The following is a 21,353-nucleotide window of genomic DNA, read 5'->3' as shown; positions in this document are numbered from 1 at the left end:
AAAAGCCGCCTCTTCGACAGGCGGCTTATTTGCTGCTTTTTTCTTTTTTTGAATCGGCACCGTCTTCTTCTTTGCTGCTCGGAAGCTGGACAGAAGGCGTGACACCCGAGGCGCCGCTTCCGTTATAAAACTGCGGCACTTCGCCCTGCACTGCTTTAATCGATACAGGAACATTATTTGTGACGACAGCGGTTTTGCTGGCAAATGGAATGATGACCTTCACTTTAATTTCGACAAAGATGCTGATATCAATAAGTGCGTTATTTATGCCATAAGGCTTGATTTTGGTTTTGACATCTGTAAAAGCGTCACCGATTAAATTGAACCGGACCGGGATTTTCGGCCCGAGGTTTCCAAGAAGGCTATTGCCGGTTACCTGTCCCAGCGGAATATTGATCATAATGTTTTCACTGGCGCCGCTGTGTCCGGTATGGGTTTCCATCTCTTTCAGATGAGCCTGAAGCTGCTTTGTCACTTTTGTTTTTACACTGTTTACAACCTGTGTATTAAAATCGATTGTCGTTAAGTTTCCGTTTTCATCAGAATTCATTTGAAACATATCTTTCATATTTTCACTGTCAGACATATAGTCCTCAATCGAATCCTGGATCACCTCTGTCGCTATACGCTTCGTTTCCATCTCGCCGATGTCCATTAAAACAGGTTTGATCGAGCCATTGATCATCCAAAGGCTGACCGTTGTTGACAGGATAAAAAAGACAACTGACAGGAGCATCACGTAACGGAAAGGCAAAGGTCCTCTCTTGCGAAAAGGGCCGCGATATCTTGGCAAGAAAATCCCCCCTTACATATCACAATGTATGCTTGTAAGAGGGGACATAGTAATAGCCGGGGCCAATTTATTTTATTTCACCATTTTTAACAGCGCTTCTCTGCCGCTCATGCCGACTTGAATGCCAAGATCTTCCGCAGCGTACGTGACGGATTCTAAAGGTGCGTCTAACAGCTGGTCAATGGTGCGGACACCAACTGCCCGCCCCGCCACGATGCCGCGCTCCTTTAATTTTTCATTCAGCAGCGCCACATCAAGCGCGCCGCACATAATGTATCCGTGATCATTGGCGACGGCCATAAAATTCGTTTTGGGAAGCTTTACTGTCACAGCTGTAAAAGGCTGTCCTTCTATCATGATCGGTGTCAGATTTACCACGTCAACCACTCCCTTCATTCATCACTTTATGATGAAGGGCACAGCTTGTTGTGGGCTGACTTCCTTATTGCGCAAGCTTCCAAGCAAGCAGATCCCGCAAAAATTCAGGCATGAAATATTCTTTTTCTGCAGCGTCGCGAATCAACGGAAACAGTTTGCCGAGCGTAAACATATCAAGCACCGCAACGGAGTATTGTTTATGTTTTTCAATATCTTCCCCGTTCAACGTGATGCGGGTGACATGCGAGATCCCGTCATCGAGCCGTTTCGTTTCTACCTCAACGCCGGCATACACCATTTTCCCCATCACTTCTCCGCGGAAGCCGAGCCCTTTGATCCGAAGCTGCTCCATTTGTTCGGAAGCGGCATGCACAATGGTTTCCTTCAGTTCTTCTCCCGTCAGGCGGACAGCCACAGGGTTGATCGGATGCGGACAGATGCGATGCAGATCCAGCTTTGTCACAGGACCTGCTTTCAGCGGACCGAGAATGACACCTGAATTGACCATACTGATGTCCGTCTCGCACCATTCCTTTAAGGCGTACGCCAAAAGCAAAGGCAGCTCTGATTCTTCAAACCACTTCACCTCAGCATCTTGTGCAAGCTCCGCAACAGCATCGGAGAGCTTCGCCTCGGCTTCACGTTCTTTTTCATTGAGAAACGCTTTTGTTTCTGCGGATTCTCCTGTCCATTCCGCCATATTCTGCACAGACGCTGTTTTGCTGATGATGCTTCGCTGTACACTGTCTACCGTGATTTCTACACAGCCGACATAATGCCCGTATTTCTCAGCGCTGGCAAGCAATACCCCGTTCACCACTTGTCCGTCTTCAAGCAAATGATGGGTGTGCGATTCGAGAATGACATCAATCTCAGGTACCGCTTCAGCCACTGCCTGATCATCAAGAATGCCTAAATGCGACAAAAGGACGATGATATCAGCCTGCCCTTTCACTTCCTGAATGGTTTCCTTTATGCTTTCAAGGGCATCCGTTACTGTCCATCCCAGCTTGTCATAAACGGGATAATACGGCACAGTTACGCCTAAGAAAGCAATGGACATACCGTTTTTCAATGATTTGATATGGTAAGGCACCGCCCAGGACGGACGGTTTCCGTTTTTATCAAACAGGTTGGAGACGATAACAGGAAATTCAGCATGATCATATAAAGCAGCAAGCTCTTCATGCGGAAGCGTAATCCCTTCGTTATTTCCGATCGCCGCTCCATCAATGTGAAGGCGGTTTAAGAGATCGACATTCGCTTTTCCGAATGTCGCCTCTGTCACGAATTGAAAACGATCAAGATGATCGCCAATATCAAATACGAGCGTCTCTTCGCTGTCTGATTGATGCTCTTTTCTTTTCTGCTCGATATAATCTACAATTTTCGGCCAGTTTTCAAAATGGCTGTGCAAATCATTTGTATGATATAAGCGGAGCTTCTCCTTCATAATATCTCTCCCTAATCGTTGCTGAAAATGCCTTCATAAATGAGCTGGCAGCCGATCAAAATCAATACGATCCGCATGATCATAACGATCGTTTTCGTCTGCATTTTTCTGTTGATGGCGGCGCCAAGCTTTCCGCCGAACCAAGCGCCGGGCACAAGCGCGAGGGCGTACAGCCAATTGACGTGCCCGGAAATAATATGTGAAACAGACCCTGTCATAGAAGACAGGAAAATAATAAACATGGATGTTGCCACCGCAACCTTCGGCGGAAACAAAAATAACAGCATCATCGCCGGAACCATCAGTGATCCGCCGCCTATTCCGAAAAGCCCGCCTAAAAAACCGACAACAAAGGCAATAGCAATACCGACAGGGGCCTGATATGAGTACGTATAAGGCTCACCAGCATCATCCTGAAATGTCCGGATAATTCCTCTGTGCGCTTTGTTGATTGGCCGGGCTTTCGCTTTCAGCATTAAGGATAATGAAATCAGAATCATAAAAATGCCAAACCAAACGGAAAACGAGTTTGAATTGAACAGCTTTGACACGTAAGCCCCGATAATGCTGCCGGGACCTGAACCGATAAAGAAAATGAGCCCGCTCTTATAATCAACGGTTTTATATTTAATATAAGCCAAAGTTGAAGAAAGACCCGTAAAAATAATGACCAAAAGCGAAGTTCCAATCGCAACCTGCGGCGTCACATCCTGAAACAGCTGCGTCACTGTGCTTAAAAACATCAGAGACGGCACAATGACAATTCCGCCGCCAAGCCCGATCAGACTTCCTACCGTACCTGCGATTAATCCCAGGACGACCAAAATCACAAACGCCATCAGTAAAAACCTCTTTTCTAAAATAAATCGAGCTGTCTCGGAGCAAGTCCGCTGTACTCGATATCAAGCATTTCAAGCATCTGCTTGCCGTTATCCGCGGCGTCACCGCCGGAATTATTGTTGAACAGGACAAAAACATCCTTACATTGCTGCTGCAATTCATTCAGGTGCTTTTTCCAATCCTCCAGCTCCTGTTGGTTGTAGCGGTATAAGTACCTGACCTCGCGCCAGTTTTTCCCTCCATCAGGCTTCATCCAGCCCTGCTTGTTGCGTCCGTGAAACCTGACGAGCGTTTTGTTTTCATCGGTTGCGCGCAGCACAGTCGGAACGCTGCCTTCTCCGATTTGCGGTTCATCACAGACACTGTGAATCCAGCCTTCCGCTTTCATAAAGGAAAGCGTCTGCTCATAAAACGGCGGCGAGAACCAGGAACGGTTTCTGAATTCAAGCGCACAAGGAATATCTCCCATTTGGTGCTTGCACCATCTCAAATAGGCGACATTCTCCTTCTTGCAGTCAAACCACGGCGGAAATTGAAACAGCACCATGGCGAGCTTGTTGCTATGTAAATATGGCGTTAAAGACACCTTAAACGCATCAAACATCTCCTCTTTTGAGTCAAAGGGAATTTCACCGCGCTGGTGCCCTGTCATGCCCTGGTATGCTTTCACGATAAATTGGAAGGTTTCGGGTGTTTCCTTGACCCACTTTTCATTATTGCGAGCCGGCTGAATCGCGTAAAAGCTCGCGTCTAATTCCACGATCGGGAAATGGGAGGAATAGGCCTGCAATTTTTTCTGGCTGGCCGTCTTCGGCGGATAGATACTGTCATGATCCCCCCATCCCGTCAGTCCGATATAAATCACACTCATTCACCTCTCTTCCAGTTTATCACACGTGTTTTCAGGTTTCCTCGGAAATGCTGTTCATATGGCGGGAAAATGCCGAACGAAGATGCTGATATTGTTCCTCATTCGTATCTAAAAACGCCTCTTCTCTGGAGGAAGGAATATGCTGATATTCAATAGGCGCCTGAAACTGCTCACTCGTAAAATCGTACATCACACCATTGATGCTGTTATAAAAATGCCAGCTCTCACCAACTTTTGTTTTCAGAATGGCGCCGCCGAATTGATCCTGAATCACCAGTGCCGTCACACCGCATTGGCCGCATGACGGGCTTTCTTCCGTCCATTTAGAGCTCGTATGGCGCGACCAAGATTGCTTAAGTATGTATTTGACATGCTCCACTGCCTCCCCCTCCTTTAAAAAAAGATACCACGTTGATGAAATTTTAAAAACAAGAACGGCAGAAATCAAAAAACCCGGCGGTAAAATCCGCCGGGCTTACGAAGGAACGACCAGCGCTCCGTCAATTCCGCTGACTTTCTCCCCATCATTGTACACGCACCGGCCTTTACTGTAAGTGGCCGAAATGCTGCAGGGAAATGTATGTCCTTCGTAAATGCTTTTTTTATGCTTTGCAAACATCGATTCTCTTGTAACAGTGTACGGCTCCATGCTGACGAGGACGAAATCCGCATCACACCCCGCCTCGAGCCGTCCTTTTTTCTGAAGGCCAAATCGTTTTGCAGGGGCAGCCGCTGTCCATTCTGCGATGGTTTCAAACGGAATCTGATGCTCAAGCGCCAGTTCCAGCATGCCTAATAAAGTGAACTGCCCTCCGCTGATTCCGCCCCATGATAAAAACAGATTGTCCTCCCGTTTTAAGGATGGACGGCATGGGGAATGGTCTGAGGAAACCATGTCAATGTCCCCGGCAATGAGCGCCTCGATCAGCGTCTCTTTTGATTGCGGTGACCGGAGCGGAGGCGCGCATTTTGCAACAGAGCCCTTTTCCCGTAAATCTTCATGGCTGAACAAGACATAATGTGGGCATGTCTCGACCGAAACATCAAGCCCTTCCTGTTTCGCCTCTCTGATCAGCCGGACCGCTTTCGCCGTGCTGATATGGACAAAATGAACCGGACAGCCTGTCACCTTCGCATACTGAATGGTGCGATACACCGCTTCAGCTTCGGCTTCCTCCGGGCGGGAGGCAGCGTACGCATCCGCATCCACCTTTCCTTTATTGGCCAAAACCATCTGCAAATAGCTTGTGATCGCGTCGCTTTCTGCGTGAAGAGCAAGGATTTTTCCTGCACCTGCGACTTCCGCCATGCCTTTGAGCAATGTCCGTTCGTCAACAGAGTGGAACTCATCAGTGCCTGACTTTGATAAAAACGCTTTAAACCCGATCGCTCCCGCTGCAGCCATTGGGCGGATGTCCTCGATATGGCCTGGCACAAGACCGCCCCATAGCGCAAAATCCACGGCTGATTTTTGCCTGCCCAGCTCAGCTTTTGCAACTAGATGCTCTGCCGTCACGGTTGATGGAATGCAGTTGAGCGGCATATCAAAATAGGTGGTGCAGCCGCCTGCGGCCATCATTTGAGAACCTGTTTCAAACCCCTCCCAATCCTCCCTGCCCGGTTCATTAAAGTGAACATGGCAGTCTATCACGCCAGGAAACACGTATGTCCCGTCTGCCTGGATTATTTCCGTCCCACTTGCTTCAATGTCAGAACCTATCTTGGCAATGACACCGTTTTGAACTGCAATATCAGCTTCTATAACGCCATCTGGCGTAACTGCCTTCGCACCTTTTATCACCATATCGTAAGCCATATTGATCCCCCCATGTAAGGATGACGATTTTTCATGTCAGTTTATGTCACACAACCAGTTCTATTTTCAACAGTTTACTGCTACTATGATCGTATTACATCAGCAAAACCGCTAGAATTCCTATTGAAAATTATTCATCTTAACCAATGTTTTTATAGAAAAGGAGAATGCGCTATGAATATTTTTGATGTGATGAAAATACCGGCTTTTGAAAACGCCAATTTAATCGCTGGAAAAGCAGGAGGAGAAAGAGAGATTCAGCATGTCAACATGATGGACGCTCCGGATATCGCAGACTTTTTGCATAAGAATGAATTGCTCGTCACCACCGCCTATCACCTGAAGGATCACCCGCATCAATTATCTGAACTGATTCGGCAAATGGCAAAACGCGGCTGCGCGGGCCTCGGCATTAAAACAAAGCGCTATCTGGAAGATATCCCGAAGGAAATCATCGAACTGGCCGATTCATATGCGTTTCCGATCATTGAACTTCCGGAACACATCCGCCTCGGCGATATTGTGAATGCCACACTCAGCCATATTCTTGATATGCGTTCTAACGAGCTGGAGCAAGCCATTTACGCGCACAAAAAATTCACAAACCACATTATGAGCGGAAAGGGACTGCAATCTCTGCTCAAAAAGGTGTCAGACCTCCTTCAGCTTCCCGTGCTGCTTCTAGACCAGCATGCTAAAATGCTGTCAGCGTCTCATCAAATTTCAGTTGAAACCGAAAAGCTGAAAGGCACCCTGAATACCGTATCCGGGCCGTTTTTCACTTGTTTCTCTACAATCTCAGATCAGAAAACATACTCTGTCCTGCCCATTTATAACCACGAAAAAAACTGCGGATACCTGCTGATACCCAACATGGTGCAGGCCGGCGACAAAGGATTGATCCTCACAATTGAACAAGCGGCCAACGTCATTTCCTTTGAACTGCTGAAGGAAAATGCGCTGAAGCAGTTCAGCCGGCGGGCGCGCAATGAGTTTTTTAACAATTTTATTGAGCGGTCATTTTCTTCAAACGACGAAATCAAAAATCGGGCAAAAGAATTCAAGCTGCGCTGGGATCAAAAATACATGTGCATTGCCGGCAAACTCGATCGGAATGACGAATCAATCAGCTTTACAGAAAATCAGCTCGCTTCCGACAGCGTATTCGAATTTCTCGAAGGTGAATTATCGGCCTTCCCGTTTCCGCCTCACTTCTTTATGAAAGGAAATGTCGGCATTATTCTCATCGAGGCAACAGACAGCTGGAGTGAAATGCACGCCTCGGTGATCAGCTTTTTAGAACAGTTCCAAACACAGGTCAGCACTCAATTTAAACGAACCGTGTCCTTTGGCATCAGCAATATCTGCCAAAAGCTCATTGATGTTCCCGACGCTTTCACAGAAGCTTCTGATGCTCTGCAATCGGGGCATTTGTCAAGAAGCACCGCATTTATCCAGGTGTATCACGCCAAAGATGTGCCTGAGCTTCTGCGCTTGCTCCCGGTTGAGGATTTGAAGAAATTTTACAACTCTACGCTTCAGAGCCTCGCTGAAAAACAGCAGGAGGATCAAAGCCTGCTTCATACGCTTTCCGTCTATTTAGAGACACACTGCCAAATTTCAGAGACGGCAAAGCGTCTGTACGTTCATCGCAATACGGTCATCTACCGTCTTGAAAAATGCGAAGAGCTACTGGGGAAAAGCTTAAAAGATCCTGAAACAACGATGCGTTTGCGGCTTGCCTTACGTATGCAGCGGCTGATCAGCTAACGTTTGTCACATTTTCCTACAAAATGAATCATTTTTCGTCACTTTCAGCAATCACACCTGTCTTTTTCGGCTACTGTATCCAATGACACCCCTCGGCCGGCACGGTATCATGTTACTAAAGTTCACATACAGGGAGGGACTATAGTGAAAAAAAGATCGATTGGGGTGTTTACGCTTGGCCTGCAGCATGTGCTCGCCATGTATGCAGGTGCGATTTTGGTACCCCTGCTTGTCGGCAGGGCGCTGAATGTAACAACTGAACAGCTGTCCTACCTATTGGCGATTGACCTGTTAACGTGCGGCGTCGCGACGCTTTTGCAAACCTTGCGCGGAGCATACATCGGCATCGGGCTTCCCGTCATGCTTGGCAGTTCATTTGTGGCCGTCACCCCGATGATTGCAATCGGCGCCAATTACGGCATTCACGCGATTTACGGTTCTATCATCGCGGCCGGTGTGTTCATCTTTTTGTTTGCGCGTTTTTTCGGCAAACTGACTGTGTTATTTCCTCCTGTCGTAACAGGTACGGTTGTGACCTTAATCGGCCTTTCACTTGTTCCGACAGGTGTGAAAAATATGGCTGGCGGCGAAAAAATAAACGGCAGCGCCAACCCCGAATACGGTTCGCTCGAAAACCTTCTTCTCTCTGTCGGTGTCCTTGTTCTGATCTTAGTCCTCAACCGCTTTCTCAAAGGATTTGCCCGAACACTGTCCGTTCTGATCGGAATCGCCGCCGGAACAGCGGCAGCAGCAATCATGGGCAAAGTCAGCTTTTCTTCTGTTATAGAAGCACCGTTCTTCCAAATCCCGAAGCCTTTTTACTTCGGAGCCCCAACGTTTGAAATCGGCCCGATCTTAACGATGCTGATCGTCGGAATCGTCATTATTGTGGAATCAACCGGCGTTTTCTACGCAATCGGAAAGATATGCGGCAGACCTTTAACTGAAAAAGACCTCGTCAAAGGCTATCGAGCGGAAGGAATCGCCATTCTCATCGGCGGGCTGTTCAATGCCTTTCCTTATAATACCTTTGCTCAAAACGCCGGCTTATTGCAGCTGACCAAAGTGAAAACAAGAAACATCGTCGTTACCGCAGGCTGTATTCTTGTCTGTCTCGGACTAATTCCGAAGATTGCTGCCCTTGCTTCTGCCGTTCCTGCTGCTGTGCTTGGCGGCGCAACCGTCGTCATGTTCGGCATGGTGATTGCCTCCGGCGTCAAAATGCTCAGCACAGCGGATCTCGAAAATCAATACCACCTCCTGACCATCGCATGCTCAATCGCACTCGGCATCGGCGCCAGCACCGTCCCCGGGATATTTGCTGAATTCCCCGCTCCGATCCGGATTCTGGTCAGTGACGGCACCATCACCGGAAGCCTGACCGCTATCTTTTTGAATCTATTTTTCAGCTTGCGCGGCAAAAAAGACAAAACAGCTCAGAAAACTGAACTTCCGGTATTAGAACATACACTTGCATTAGAAAAAGAGGTGTAAAAAAGATGAGGAAACAGCATAATGCCTTTCAGCTGATGATGCTGGGGCTTCAGCACATGCTTGCCATGTATGCGGGAGCCATTCTCGTTCCGCTGATCGTCGGAGCGGCGATCGGACTGAATGCGGGGCAGCTGACGTATTTAATTGCGATCGATTTGTTCATGTGCGGGGCGGCGACTCTTTTGCAGCTCTGGAGAAACCGGTATTTCGGCATTGGCCTCCCCGTTGTGCTCGGATGCACGTTTACCGCAGTCGGCCCGATGATTTCCATCGGCAGCACTTATGGTGTCCCAGCAATATATGGTGCCATTATCGCCGCAGGACTGATTGTCATCTTAGCCGCGGGCTTCTTTGGAAAGCTTGTCCGTTTTTTCCCGCCTGCCGTAACCGGATCAGTCGTCATGATCATCGGCATCAGCCTGATCCCAACGGCAATGAATAACCTGGCCGGAGGTGAAGGAAGCAAAGAATTCGGCTCACTGGAAAACGTGCTCCTCGGGTTTGGCGTCACAGCTTTTATCTTATTGCTGTTTTATTTCTTTAAAGGCTTTATCCGCTCCATAGCGATTTTACTCGGTCTTATCGCAGGAACAGCGGCTGCATATTTCATGGGAAAGGTTGATTTTTCTGAGGTCATGGAGGCGTCTTGGCTTCATGTTCCGTCTCTGTTTTATTTCGGACCGCCAACCTTTGAGCTGCCGGCTGTTGTCACAATGCTTCTCGTTGCGATTGTCAGCCTCGTTGAATCGACAGGTGTTTACTTTGCGCTTGCCGATATCACAAACCGCAGGCTGTCGGAGAAGGATCTGGAAAAGGGCTACCGGGCAGAAGGCCTTGCGATTTTGCTGGGCGGATTATTTAACGCGTTTCCCTATACAGCCTTCTCGCAAAATGTCGGCATCGTTCAGCTTTCAAAGATGAAAAGCATCAACGTCGTCGCCATCACAGGAATCATGCTGATGGCGATCGGGCTTGTTCCAAAAGCCGCGGCACTGACTACAGTGATCCCCACCCCAGTTCTCGGCGGTGCAATGATCGTCATGTTCGGCATGGTCATTTCTTACGGGATCAAAATGCTATCCAGCGTTGACCTTGATTCGCAAGGCAACCTGCTGATTATCGCCTCTTCCGTCAGCTTGGGGCTTGGCGCTACAACAGTTCCCGCGTTGTTTTCATCTCTTCCGGGAGCGGCCTCTGTCTTGGCAGGAAGCGGAATTGTGATCAGCAGTTTCACGGCCATTGCACTGCACGCTTTTTTTCAAACCAAACAGCCGAATGGCGCAGACATAAAAACATAAAGGAAGATGCCAATGTTCACAATGGATGACCTGAACCAAATGGACACACAAACACTGACAGGCACACTTGGTTCTATTTTTGAACACTCTTCATGGATTGCGGAGAGATCCTCAGCACTACGGCCGTTTTCGTCCCTTTCTGATCTTCACCGCAAAATGACTGGCATTGTAAAAGCCGCGGATCGCGAGACACAGCTTGATTTAATTAAAAAGCATCCCCGGCTCGGAACAAAGAAAACAATGAGCGATGACTCGGTAAGAGAGCAGCAGAACGCGGGGCTCAACAAATTAGAACAGCAGGAATACGAGGAGTTTCTCAAGCTGAATGAACACTATTATGATCGCTTCGGCTTTCCTTTTATTTTAGCGGTGAAAGGAAAGACGAAACATGACATTCACCAAGCCCTGCTGGCACGGCTTGAGAGCGAACGAGAAACGGAGTTCCAGCAGGCCCTTATAGAAATTTACCAAATCGCCCGCTTTCGCCTGGCTGACATCATCACTGAAAAAGGAGAGACGCAAATGAAAAGAACTATGTCTTACGGAAAAGGAAATGTATTTGCATACCGAACGTTTTTAAAACCGCTCACTGGAGTGAAGCAAATCCCGGAATCATCTTTTGCCGGGAGAGGCAATACCGTTGTCGGCGTTGATGTGACATGCGAAATTGGCGGAGAAGCCTTCCTGCCATCATTTACAGACGGAGATAACACTCTCGTCGTGGCGACGGATTCAATGAAAAACTTTATCCAGCGCCATCTCGCATCCTATGAAGGAACGACAACCGAGGGGTTCCTATACTATGTAGCTCACCGATTTTTTGATACCTATTCTCATATGGACAAGATCACTCTGACTGGCGAAGACATTCCGTTTGAAGCAATGCCTGCATACGAGGAGCAAGAGCTCAGCACCAGCCGCCTCGTCTTCAGAAGATCGCGTAATGAACGAAGCCGCTCTGCGCTGAAAGCAGAACGAAGCGGGAATACCATAACGATTACAGAGCAATACAGCGAAATCATGGATCTTCAGCTCGTCAAGGTGAGCGGCAACTCCTTCGTCGGCTTTATCCGGGACGAATATACGACTCTTCCCGAAGACAGCAACCGCCCGCTGTTTGTCTATTTAAACATCAGCTGGCAATATGAAAATACCAATGACGCATACGCTTCTGATCCAGCCCGCTACGTTGCGGCTGAACAAGTCCGCGACTTGGCGAGCACCGTTTTTCACGAGCTCGAAACCCCTTCAATCCAAAACTTAATCTATCATATCGGCTGCAGAATATTAGCGAGGTTCCCGCAGCTCACTAATGTCAGCTTCCAATCTCAAAATCACACGTGGGATACGGTTGTCGAAGAAATCCCGGGCTCAAAAGGAAAAGTCTACACCGAACCGCGCCCGCCATACGGTTTCCAACATTTTACCGTGACAAGAGAAGACGCCGAGAAAGAAAAACAGAAAGCAGCTGAAAAATGTCGGAGCCTGAAAGCCTGATGGGAAAGCTGACCACCCATATTTTAGATTTAACCTGCGGCAAACCAGCGGCGAACATAAAAATTGAATTGAAGCGGCTGGACGAAAGTATTATGAAAGAGGTATACACTAACAATGACGGCAGAGTCGATGTCCCTCTGCTGGCTGCTGAAGAGCTGGTGTCCGGAGAATATGTGATGGAATTTCATGCAGGAGACTATTTTGCGAGTAAAAACGTGAATACGGTCGACCAGCCGTTTTTAACCATAGTCACCGTCCGTTTTCACATTGCAGATCCAGATGCGCATTACCATATCCCGCTTTTGCTGTCGCCGTTTGGTTATCAGGTGTATAGGGGGAGTTAAGAAGGAAGCCCGCCGGTGAGGCGGGCTTCTATTTGCACTTCAATAAACTTTTGATCCTAGGAAAGTACTTGAAGTGATCCCACGCTTAGTGAAACAACAGCTTGAATACAAATTCACCAATATTTTTCAGGATAAATGCCTACGAGAAAAATATCCTGTAGCCCTTTCATTTATAAATATTGAGGTTTCAAACTAATAAGTCAGCTCTTAGCAGCCGAGCTCCCTTTTCTAATCCTATAACGAAAAAATACTTTAAAAAGACAATTGATGCGGTTTTAATAGTTTTGGTACACCTTTAGACAAGATATTCATTTTTTCTTTTTTAGACTTAAATCTATGTCGAAAATGATCGTTTGGCATATCTTATCCTATCTCCACTAAAGGGGGTGACATTATGGGATTCTACAATTCTGGTGGATACAGTGGCAACTCTGGCTACTCAAACGGTTTCGGGAGCTCCTTCGCTTTGATCGTGGTGCTATTTATTTTGTTGATCATTGTTGGAGCAGCTATGTTTAATTACTAAGTTTAACTTTCCTTGCCTCCGCCGTATCCAACACCTCCCTGTCCGACAGACGCCATAAGAAGTTTTTATGGCGTCTTTGCTATGGATTCACTAATGATTTTCTAATCCAGAAGCTGTCAAGTTCTACGAGATTTATCGTGATGTTTTCCCACAACGCTTCTGCGTCTTGATCGCGCTGTCTAACTGCTCTTTAAAGACTAAAAAAGTCCGGCTTTTAAAAGCCGGACTCCCGTCTCCCTTCGTTCAACTCTCTTCTAATCCTGTAAGCTGACCGCATAATCCCGCTATACCCGGTACACCGGCACAAATTCCCCGCCAGCCCTTCTTCTATATCTTCGTCAGAAGGTTGAGGGGTTTCCCGAAACAGTGCTTTAAGCGCAATTATCATTCCTGGGGTACAGTATCCGCATTGAAAGCCGCCTTCTTCCAGAAAAGCGGTTTGGCAGATATCCAGTTCCTCTTTTTGTACTCCCTCGATTGTTGTAATGGAATGGCCGTTCACTTGGTAAGCCATGGTCATACACGCATTGGCCAGTTTTCCATCGATTAAAATAGAGCAGGCTCCGCAGCGGCCGATTCCGCAAGACACCTTTGTCCCGGTCAGCTGAAATTCCTTTCTAAGCAGATCACTCAGACGTGCCGTGGGAATGGCTGAAACCTCCCGCTCCTGCCCATTCACGGTCATTCGGAACTGTTCCTTTTTTACAGGAAACGGCCCGGCCTCTTTTACGTCCATTGCTTCAGTCCCTTTCTGTCTATCGCTTCAAGCAGCTCTTCTCTTGAAATCGGCAGCTTGTTTATCCAGCATCCGACGGCATCATGTACTGCCTTTACAATCGCCGGAGTGATGGCGATCGTTCCGATTTCGCCAACACCGCGCGGTCCATATGCATCACCCTTCATTAGTTCTTCTATTGCGATCACCTTCATGTTAGGAACGTCTTTGACTCCGGGGATCAAATAGTGATCTAGATTTTCCGCGGCATAATGACCGTCCGTCATTTTGGCTTCCTCCATTAGCGTATAGCCGAGTGCCATGGCAGCGCCGCCTTCAATTTGACCTCGATATCCCTGCGGACTGACAACCAGACCTGCCGCAATAGCTTGCTCACAATCTATCACTTTGACATCGCCTGTTAACAGATCTACCTCCACCTCAACGGCAGCCGATCCGAAAGAATACAAGAAATGACTGCCTGGTACAACTACAGGATCAGGCGTTGTTGGAAAGTCAAATACCGTTTCCTCTGCCAAAGGGCCTTTTTCAGCCATCTCCTTATACGTCACCACGAGCGCCTTTGTGTTTTTGTCACGCAAGCCTGCAGCGCCGGGAATAAGGTTTTCCGCTGAACAGCCGTTCCATTCTGCCGCCCGTTTTTTCAACTGAGCTAGAAACGGCTTCTTCAAACGCTGGATCGCGTGCCACACCATGCTTGTGCCGCGGGATGCGGTGGAGGAGCCTGACTTCGGCACTTTTGCGGTATCCCCAATAACAATGGAAATATCCTCTGCGGCACAACCCAGCTCCTCCATGAGAATATGTTCAATCGCGGCTAGAATCCCCTGTCCGCATTCTTCAAATCCGAACGATGCTGTGATTTTGCCTTCACTCGAAAGGGACAAACGGCCTCCTGACGCATCCATTCGGCCATACCCCAGCCCGCCGCCGTGCATTGTAATTGCCGCTCCCGTGCCTCTTTGCAGATACCCGCAGTTCCGGCTTGTTCTTGTAAGAATGGGAGATTTAGAGATGGCATTCAACACCTGCGCCGCTCCGTCAGTTGGTGCAATTCGATGCTCAAGCGGTCCCAAGTCATGCGGTTTTCTGATATTTTTTCTTCTCAGCTCCAGCGGGTCGATGCCGAGCATTCCGCTGAGACGATCGAGATGGGTTTCGAGTGCAAATGTGATTTGGTTGCCGCCAAAGCCCCTAAATTCCCCCGCCACCCCGTTGTTTGTAAAAACAGATATTCCTTCAGTCCGGGTATTCGGAATACGGTACGGCCCCGCGGCATGCTCGACAGAAAAATCAAGAACGGCAGGTCCAAGCGTGGCGTAAGCGCCTGTGTCCGCCACAATTTTCACGTCATGCGCCAATAGATTTCCCGAATGATCCGCACTTGTTTTTATCGTAATCTTCATCGGATGGCGCTTAATGCCAGAACGTACAGATTCCTTTCGTGTCTGATGGATTTTGACAGGACGTCCGCTTTTCAGGGCCAAAAGCGCGGCATACGGCTGAATATTCAGCTCATCTTTCCCTCCGAACGAGCCGCCCATCGGACTTGACACAATCCTGATCTTCTCTTCAGGAATGTCAAAAATACGGGCAAGCTGGAAACGGTCTTTATAGCCGTGCTGGGTTCCTGCATACATCGTAAAACCCCCGTCGTCTTCCGGAACGGCTACGCCTCCTTCCGTTTCCATATACGTATGCATCTGCCGCGGCAGCTCATAGGTTTCTTCAAGGACTGTGTCAGATGCTCGAAACCCTTCTTCCACATCGCCGTTTGAAAAAAACGCACGGTGCAGGATATTCCCGTCCTCATGCAGTCTTTGCGCATTCGGCCGAAGCGCTTTCTCTGGTGAATCCATGACTTCAAGCTCTTTATACTCAACTCGAATCAGCTCCAGCGCCGCTTCCGCGATTTCCTCCGATTCTGCAGCAACTGCGGCGATCGCATCCCCGACATACCGCACCCTGTCCTCACATAAAACCGGCTGATCAGGGATGACAATGCCAAATCGGTTTAAGCCGGGAACGTCTTTATGTGTGACGACGGCCTGCACGCCTACCATTTTCTCAGCTTTCATGGTGCAAATCGACACAATCTCTGCATGAGGATAAGCACTTCTCAGCACCTTGCCATAAAGCATTCCTGGAAAGCTGAGATCGGTCATATATTTCAAATCCCCTGTGACCTTTCCCCTTCCATCCGGCCTGACTCTTGACGGTTTGTTGATGTTCATTTATTCCCCTCCCCCAGCCATCAGCTCTGCCATGATGACGTTGGCAGCGGCTTTTTTTCTGTATGCCGCGGACATAAAAGCATCTGAGGAAAACGGCAGCTCATGGATAAGTGTTTTGTACAGCTCATGCGGGTCCCACCCGGGTGCCATCCATTTCGCTTCGCTGTCCAATAATCTCCTAGGAGTGATATCGGCATGGCCAGCTGCGAGACGAATGCCGCCGTCTTTCAAAAAACGTCCAGCTGCAACAGCAACCGCTCCTGTAAAAGCCTGGCGCCTTCCAAGCTTGTGATAAAATACACGCTCTCCCTCCGCCTGCGGGATGATGACACGCGTGACGATAGCCGTTCTAAAGTCTTCCTCACTGAGCCAAGCGCCAAGCGGCAGCCTGATTAGCTCCTTTTGATATACGATAAGCTCAGCACCAAGCACAAGCAGAAGCGGAATGGAATCACCGATTTTACTCGCTATGTTGCCGCCAATCGTGGCACGGCTGCGAATCCCCGGTGCAGCGACAGCGGAAGCAGCGTCACTGAAACAGCCAAGCGCGCTCTTGATCAAAGGGTTCTTTCTGCATTCATTCAGTGATGTGAGCGCTCCGATCGACACGTGGGTGTCACTGGCGCTGATCCCTCGCATCTCGTCAATCCCTTCAAGGCTGACAAGGTGCTGTTTCGGTAGAGTTCCTTTGTCCCACTGAAGCTGAAGCAGCGTGCTTCCCGATGCGGCACACACATCCGGAGCAAGCTTCTCTAAAAGCGAATAGGCCTCATCAAGCGCTGTCGGCCTCCATAATTGAATATTCATCCTTGCTTTTGTCACTTGGCCGTTCAAACCATCGCCCTCCTTACCATGTCATATTCCTCGGGTGTATCAATATCGTCCAACTCACACCTATTCTTTGCCTCCAAAACCGCTCCTGCTCCAAGCTGTCCGCTTTTCAGGAGCCTGCGAGCCCCTTCATCTCCCTTTAACCCCTTTACATAAGGAAAACAAGCCGACGAGAAGTAGATTGGCGGGGTGAACGCCCCTAAAAACGATGACACGGCAAATGACTCAGGAGCCAGTGCCATAAGAGCATTGAGATGATCGACGGAAAGCTGAGGCTGGTCGGCTAACAAAATGACAACGCCGTCCGCCCCCATGCTTTCTGCTTTTCTCACCCCGCTGCTGACTGAATGCCCCTGACCCTTTTCTGCGTCTTGGCAAACGTGCAGGCTCCAGCGTTTTTGAAAAGGCGGAGCGTGATACGGCGCTCCTATCCACTCAAGGGAGGCATGTTCTGTCCGCTCGACGACCAGCACGTGATCAAGGCGGGACGACAGAGCAGTTTTCAAAGAAAGCGAGCCTATGTTTTCTCCTTTTAGCGGCAAAGCAAGCTTGTTTTGGCCCATTCTTCTGCTTTTGCCGGCAGCGAGAAACACGCCGATCAGATAGGGGCTTCTCATACAACCGCCAGCCGTTTTCTTGTTTGAATGATTTCTGCAATTACACTTACCGCAATTTCCTCTGGACCTTCCGCACCGATTTCCAGCCCGACCGGACTGTAAAAGTGAGACGGAGGCTGTTTTCCGTTCAGCAGCCGTTTTGTACGGTTTGCCGAACCCAACAGTCCAATATAATGGAGGTTTTGAGAAAATAAGAAGTTGATGATCGTTTGATCGTGCTGATAATGATGGGTTGCCACAACAGCTGCATCATGCGGAAAAAATTGAAATTCGCTAAGCATTTGTTCCGGAAAAGCGGTGATCAGCTGATCCGCTTTTGGAAAAAGAGAGGATGTACAATAAGCGGGCCGCCAATCCGTCACGATAACAGAAAACCCTGTATCAGCCGCCAAATTGGCCAGCGGTACAGTATCCGGTCCGGCCCCAAACAAAATGAGACGCGGCTTCGGTTCAATTCGCTGAATAAACATGTTAGTTGGTGGATCGAAATGCGGTAAATGAAGCGTTGAAACAGTACGTTGAATAGCTTGCAGAGGCGCGTCCGGCCAGTTCCCAAAATGCCCGTTCTCCGTCAGAAATAAATAATGGGAGGATTCAATCTTTACAACAGAAGTGACAGCTTTGCCTGAATGAAGGCATTCCCTCACTTTTTCATAGTGGCGCCTTTTTTCCTGAGTGATTCGCTCCGCATGAACATGAATCATGCCGTTACACCCGGCTCCCATACCCCAGGAAAGATCGTCCTCCGCCCGCATGTCGTAGGGAATCAGCGCTGACGTGAGCTGATCGCCCAGCGCATTGATTCGTTGGAATACATCTTCTTCCACACACCCGCCGCTCAGCAAGCCAATCCGTCTGCCATTTTTCTTAAAGAGCATAGAGGCGCCTGCTTTTCGATACGCGGAGCCTTCAACTTGAACAATTGTCGCCAGTATAGCCTCCTCCTGGTCTTCCAGGAGCGCATCTAACATCGTGTGAAAATTTCCCAATGCAGTATCCTCCTCTCGAAAATTGACGTGAGAAACAACTAGTTCAGCGTGATTTTATTGGTAACTTGTATAAAGAATAGACGATGGAAGAAAAAATGACTCATGATTTGTCAGAAAATGAAACACATAGAAAGAGGATTTGTAAAAAGAGTCAAACGAAGAAAATCAAATTGGAGAAAACACGAAATTTTAACTTAAAAAGCTTGCGGAGGTCCGCAAGCTTTTCTTTACACCGCTGCCTGGCGGCCAGCGTTTTCATACACATCCAGCGCTGCTTGGAGCGCTTTTCCTGCTTCGATTCCTGCGTTATGTCTGAGAAGCACAGCCTCTAACCCGGCAAGCACGAATAATACGTTTTCTTTTCTGCAGCTGTAGCCCATCGTGCCGATTCTCCAGATCTTCCCTGCCAGCGGGCCGAATGAGCTGGCGATTTCGATGCCGAATTGTTCCAGCAGCACACGACGGATAGACTCGCCGTCGATGCCGCAGGGAATTTCAACACAGGTGACAACAGGCATTTTGCAGCTGTCATCTCCAAACAATCTTAGCCCCATTGCCTTTATCCCTGCTGCTAACGCGGCTTCATGGTACCGATGCCGCTCAAAACGCGCCTCAAGGCCTTCTTCAAGCACCAGTCTGACTCCCTCACGCAAGGCGTACAGCATCGTCGTCGCTTCTGTATGATGATTGAGCCGTCTTTCGCTCCAATAATCCTCAAGCTGGCTCAAATCAAAGTAGTTGCTTGTGATCGGCCGATTTCCGGAAAGTGCTTCCCTGTCAGCTTGTGTCGCAATCCCGCGCTCCACCTTTTTGCGCGCTGCAATCACGTCCGCCACCCGCTCATTATATGTAATCGGCGCCATTCCTGAAGGCACAGACAAACATTTTTGCGTTCCGCCGATGGCAGCGTCAATCTTCCATTCATCGACTTTAACCTCGCAGCCCCCAATCGTTGCGACTGCATCGACGATAAACAATGCATCCTCGGTGCGGCAGGCTTCGCCGATGGCTTTCAGCGGGTGAATCCGTCCTGTTGATGTTTCTCCATGCACCATTGCCACAATTTTCGGCTTCACTTTTTTTATCTCCCGTATGATGTCCTCCGGGTCAAAAACCGTTCCCCATTCGCACTCAAGCATATGAACATTTGCCCCATAACGCTCGGCGATTTCAGTCAGCAAATAACCGAAACGGCCATAAATGGGAATGAGCACATCATCTCCCGGCTCTATCACACTAGCCAGCACTGCTTCAATTCCCGCCCGTGAAGTGCCGTCAATCGGGTATGCCCAGCGGTTTTTTGTTTGGAACAGCTCCCGAAGCATCTCCATCGTTTCATTCATAATACCTGTAAACGCCGGATCAAATTGGCCGACAACCGGGGTGCTCATTACTCTTAATACACGCGGATCAACCTCAACAGGCCCCGGCGTCATAATCGTTCTTAACGGGGTGCATAATTCTCTTCTGCCTGACACAGCCATTCCTCCTTTATCAGTAAGCCAGTTTGTATAATAAATCAGTCAGTGCGCGGACGCCGATCTCAAGCTGTCTGGCTGATGTATATTCCTTCGGTGAGTGGCTGATGCCGCCTCGGCTTGGCACAAACAGCATACAAGCAGGATAGCGCCTTCCGATCATTTGCGCGTCATGCCCTGCTCCGCTCACCATTTCCTCACAGCTGAAGCTGTTTTCTAATGCTGTTTCAAAAGCCGTAGCCTTCAGCCTTTCGTCCATCGGCACAGGCTCTATCCGCATATATTCATCAATCACGGCGTGAATTCCTTTTTGATGGCAAATGCCGTTGATCAAAGCAACCATGTCTTGATGAAACTGCTCCAGCACATGCTGATGCTGATGGCGAATATCGATTGAAAACTGGACGCGGCCCGGTATGACATTGGCTACATTGGGCTCTGCCGTTATTTTTCCGCAAGTCAGACGGAGCTCCTCCGGCAGCTCCTCCGACCGCAGCAGCAGCTCATGAATGATACGGCTGCTGGCTGCGAGCGGGTCCTTGCGCCATTTCATGGAGGTGGTTCCCGCGTGATTGCATTCTCCCTCCAGCGTGACGAGATATCGCCTCTGCCCCGCAATGCTTGTCACAATGCCGAGATCCCGTCCTGACATTTCCAATGTCTGTCCCTGTTCAATATGGAGCTCAACAAAAGCGCTGATATCTGTCCGATATGCTGGCTGAAACACACCTTTGCCAAAACCGTTCTCATGCATCGCATGTTGCAGCGAGACTCCTGATTCGTCTCTTGGCTCTGCTCCATCCTGTAATGAAAAAACACCCGTCATATTCCCTGATCCCCAATAGGTCATTGGAAAACGGCTGCCCTCCTCCTCACATAAGGATACCGCTTCGAGTGTTTTTTTCGGCGATCCATATGTCTCTTTGAGCCGCTTTATCGCAAGCATTGCCGCCAGAACACCATAGGCGCCGTCGTATTTCCCCCCGTTGATGACAGTATCGATATGTGAACCGGTTACAATGACTTCATCCGGAGACTGGGTGCCCGAAAGCCTTCCAAACACATTGCCGACATCGTCGAATCTTGTGTCAAGCCCGAAAGAAGACATTTCCGTTTTCACGGCAAGCTGTGCGTCCATCCACTCTTTTGTGTATAAAAGCCTCGTTACGCCGCCATCCGCAGACGCACCGTATTGGGCGAGCCATTCAATATAATCTGTGATGCTGTTTTTTACTGAAAGCTTCTGCTTTTCCATGTACTCCCCCCTCTGGCCGCTATGGTGACTTCATTATAGAAGGAGGAACATGATAGTTCATTGACAGATTAACCAAAAAAACGTTTATTTTTTGGTCACAATATCCAGCAACCAGATTTACCCTGCCTGTCAG

At 48.7% G+C, this 21,353-nt stretch carries 20 protein-coding genes; 6 read left to right on the top strand and 14 right to left on the bottom strand.

Annotated features, from left to right (window positions below; genetic code table 11):
- Positions 1 to 25 precede the first annotated feature (25 nt).
- From yunB to BLL41_RS08605, 7 genes are all read right to left on the bottom strand, one after another.
- Positions 26 to 793: a sporulation protein YunB gene (gene yunB / locus BLL41_RS08635; RefSeq protein WP_071577520.1), complete on the bottom strand. Its 768-nt coding sequence runs from the start codon at positions 791 to 793 to the stop codon at positions 26 to 28.
- 72 nt (positions 794 to 865) lie between these two features.
- Entirely contained in the window at positions 866 to 1,171 is a 306-nt protein-coding gene (locus BLL41_RS08630) for a YunC family protein (RefSeq protein WP_015251300.1), read from the bottom strand.
- A 64-nt stretch (positions 1,172 to 1,235) separates the two neighbouring features.
- The gene (locus tag BLL41_RS08625) at positions 1,236 to 2,624 is read right to left on the bottom strand and encodes a bifunctional metallophosphatase/5'-nucleotidase (RefSeq protein ID WP_071577519.1); all 1,389 of its coding nucleotides are present in this window, start codon (positions 2,622 to 2,624) and stop codon (positions 1,236 to 1,238) included.
- 11 nt (positions 2,625 to 2,635) lie between these two features.
- A complete protein-coding gene (locus BLL41_RS08620; protein ID WP_071577518.1) occupies positions 2,636 to 3,463 on the bottom strand; it encodes a sulfite exporter TauE/SafE family protein in 828 nt (275 codons plus the stop codon).
- A gap of 17 nt (positions 3,464 to 3,480) precedes the next feature.
- Positions 3,481 to 4,329: a DUF72 domain-containing protein gene (locus BLL41_RS08615; protein ID WP_071577575.1), complete on the bottom strand. Its 849-nt coding sequence runs from the start codon at positions 4,327 to 4,329 to the stop codon at positions 3,481 to 3,483.
- Positions 4,330 to 4,366: 37 nt separating this feature from the next.
- Entirely contained in the window at positions 4,367 to 4,714 is a 348-nt protein-coding gene (locus BLL41_RS08610; protein WP_071577517.1) for a YunG family protein, read from the bottom strand.
- Between the two features lie 96 nt (positions 4,715 to 4,810).
- Entirely contained in the window at positions 4,811 to 6,151 is a 1,341-nt protein-coding gene (locus BLL41_RS08605) for an allantoinase (protein ID WP_071577516.1), read from the bottom strand.
- Between the two features lie 174 nt (positions 6,152 to 6,325).
- Here BLL41_RS08605 and pucR point away from each other — a divergent pair, with 174 nt between their 5' ends.
- The 6 genes from pucR to yuzJ all read left to right on the top strand — a co-directional run bounded on the left by pucR (position 6,326) and on the right by yuzJ (position 13,080).
- Entirely contained in the window at positions 6,326 to 7,921 is a 1,596-nt protein-coding gene (pucR, locus tag BLL41_RS08600; RefSeq protein WP_071577515.1) for a purine catabolism transcriptional regulator PucR, read from the top strand.
- 144 nt (positions 7,922 to 8,065) lie between these two features.
- Positions 8,066 to 9,415 carry a uric acid permease PucJ gene (gene pucJ / locus BLL41_RS08595; protein ID WP_071577514.1) on the top strand — a complete coding sequence of 450 codons (1,350 nt, stop codon included), beginning with the start codon at positions 8,066 to 8,068 and terminating at the stop codon, positions 9,413 to 9,415.
- A gap of 5 nt (positions 9,416 to 9,420) precedes the next feature.
- Positions 9,421 to 10,713 carry a uric acid permease PucK gene (gene pucK, locus BLL41_RS08590; protein ID WP_071577513.1) on the top strand — a complete coding sequence of 431 codons (1,293 nt, stop codon included), beginning with the start codon at positions 9,421 to 9,423 and terminating at the stop codon, positions 10,711 to 10,713.
- 12 nt (positions 10,714 to 10,725) lie between these two features.
- A complete protein-coding gene (gene pucL / locus BLL41_RS08585; RefSeq protein ID WP_071577512.1) occupies positions 10,726 to 12,210 on the top strand; it encodes a factor-independent urate hydroxylase in 1,485 nt (494 codons plus the stop codon).
- Entirely contained in the window at positions 12,210 to 12,554 is a 345-nt protein-coding gene (uraH, locus tag BLL41_RS08580; RefSeq protein WP_071577511.1) for a hydroxyisourate hydrolase, read from the top strand. Before pucL ends, uraH begins: the two co-directional genes overlap by 1 nt.
- Before the next feature lie 394 nt (positions 12,555 to 12,948).
- Positions 12,949 to 13,080 carry a YhzE/YjcZ family sporulation protein YuzJ gene (yuzJ, locus tag BLL41_RS08575; protein ID WP_071577510.1) on the top strand — a complete coding sequence of 44 codons (132 nt, stop codon included), beginning with the start codon at positions 12,949 to 12,951 and terminating at the stop codon, positions 13,078 to 13,080.
- Between the two features lie 214 nt (positions 13,081 to 13,294).
- Here the strand turns inward: yuzJ and pucE are convergent, their stop codons facing one another.
- From pucE to allC, 7 genes are all read right to left on the bottom strand, one after another.
- Entirely contained in the window at positions 13,295 to 13,816 is a 522-nt protein-coding gene (gene pucE / locus BLL41_RS08570; protein ID WP_071577509.1) for a xanthine dehydrogenase subunit E, read from the bottom strand.
- The gene (gene pucD / locus BLL41_RS08565) at positions 13,807 to 16,050 is read right to left on the bottom strand and encodes a xanthine dehydrogenase subunit D (RefSeq protein WP_071577508.1); all 2,244 of its coding nucleotides are present in this window, start codon (positions 16,048 to 16,050) and stop codon (positions 13,807 to 13,809) included. Before pucD ends, pucE begins: the two co-directional genes overlap by 10 nt.
- A complete protein-coding gene (pucC, locus tag BLL41_RS08560) occupies positions 16,051 to 16,884 on the bottom strand; it encodes a xanthine dehydrogenase subunit C (protein WP_071577507.1) in 834 nt (277 codons plus the stop codon).
- Complete coding sequence (gene pucB, locus BLL41_RS08555; RefSeq protein WP_071577506.1) at positions 16,881 to 17,498, bottom strand: xanthine dehydrogenase accessory protein PucB; 618 nt, start codon at positions 17,496 to 17,498, stop codon at positions 16,881 to 16,883. The genes pucC and pucB overlap by 4 nt, the downstream gene beginning before the upstream one ends.
- The gene (locus BLL41_RS08550; protein ID WP_071577505.1) at positions 17,495 to 18,487 is read right to left on the bottom strand and encodes an XdhC family protein; all 993 of its coding nucleotides are present in this window, start codon (positions 18,485 to 18,487) and stop codon (positions 17,495 to 17,497) included. The genes pucB and BLL41_RS08550 overlap by 4 nt, the downstream gene beginning before the upstream one ends.
- Before the next feature lie 227 nt (positions 18,488 to 18,714).
- Positions 18,715 to 19,965 carry a (S)-ureidoglycine--glyoxylate transaminase gene (gene pucG, locus BLL41_RS08545; RefSeq protein WP_083427963.1) on the bottom strand — a complete coding sequence of 417 codons (1,251 nt, stop codon included), beginning with the start codon at positions 19,963 to 19,965 and terminating at the stop codon, positions 18,715 to 18,717.
- Between the two features lie 16 nt (positions 19,966 to 19,981).
- Positions 19,982 to 21,220 (bottom strand): allantoate deiminase, encoded by a 1,239-nt coding sequence (allC, locus tag BLL41_RS08540; RefSeq protein ID WP_071577503.1) that lies wholly within the window; start codon positions 21,218 to 21,220, stop codon positions 19,982 to 19,984.
- Positions 21,221 to 21,353 lie beyond the last annotated feature (133 nt).

Origin of the sequence: Bacillus sp. FMQ74, assembly GCF_001875785.1 — a bacterium.
GTDB lineage: Bacteria > Bacillota > Bacilli > Bacillales > Bacillaceae > Bacillus > Bacillus stercoris.
This window is presented reverse-complemented; position numbering and strand designations above follow the sequence as displayed.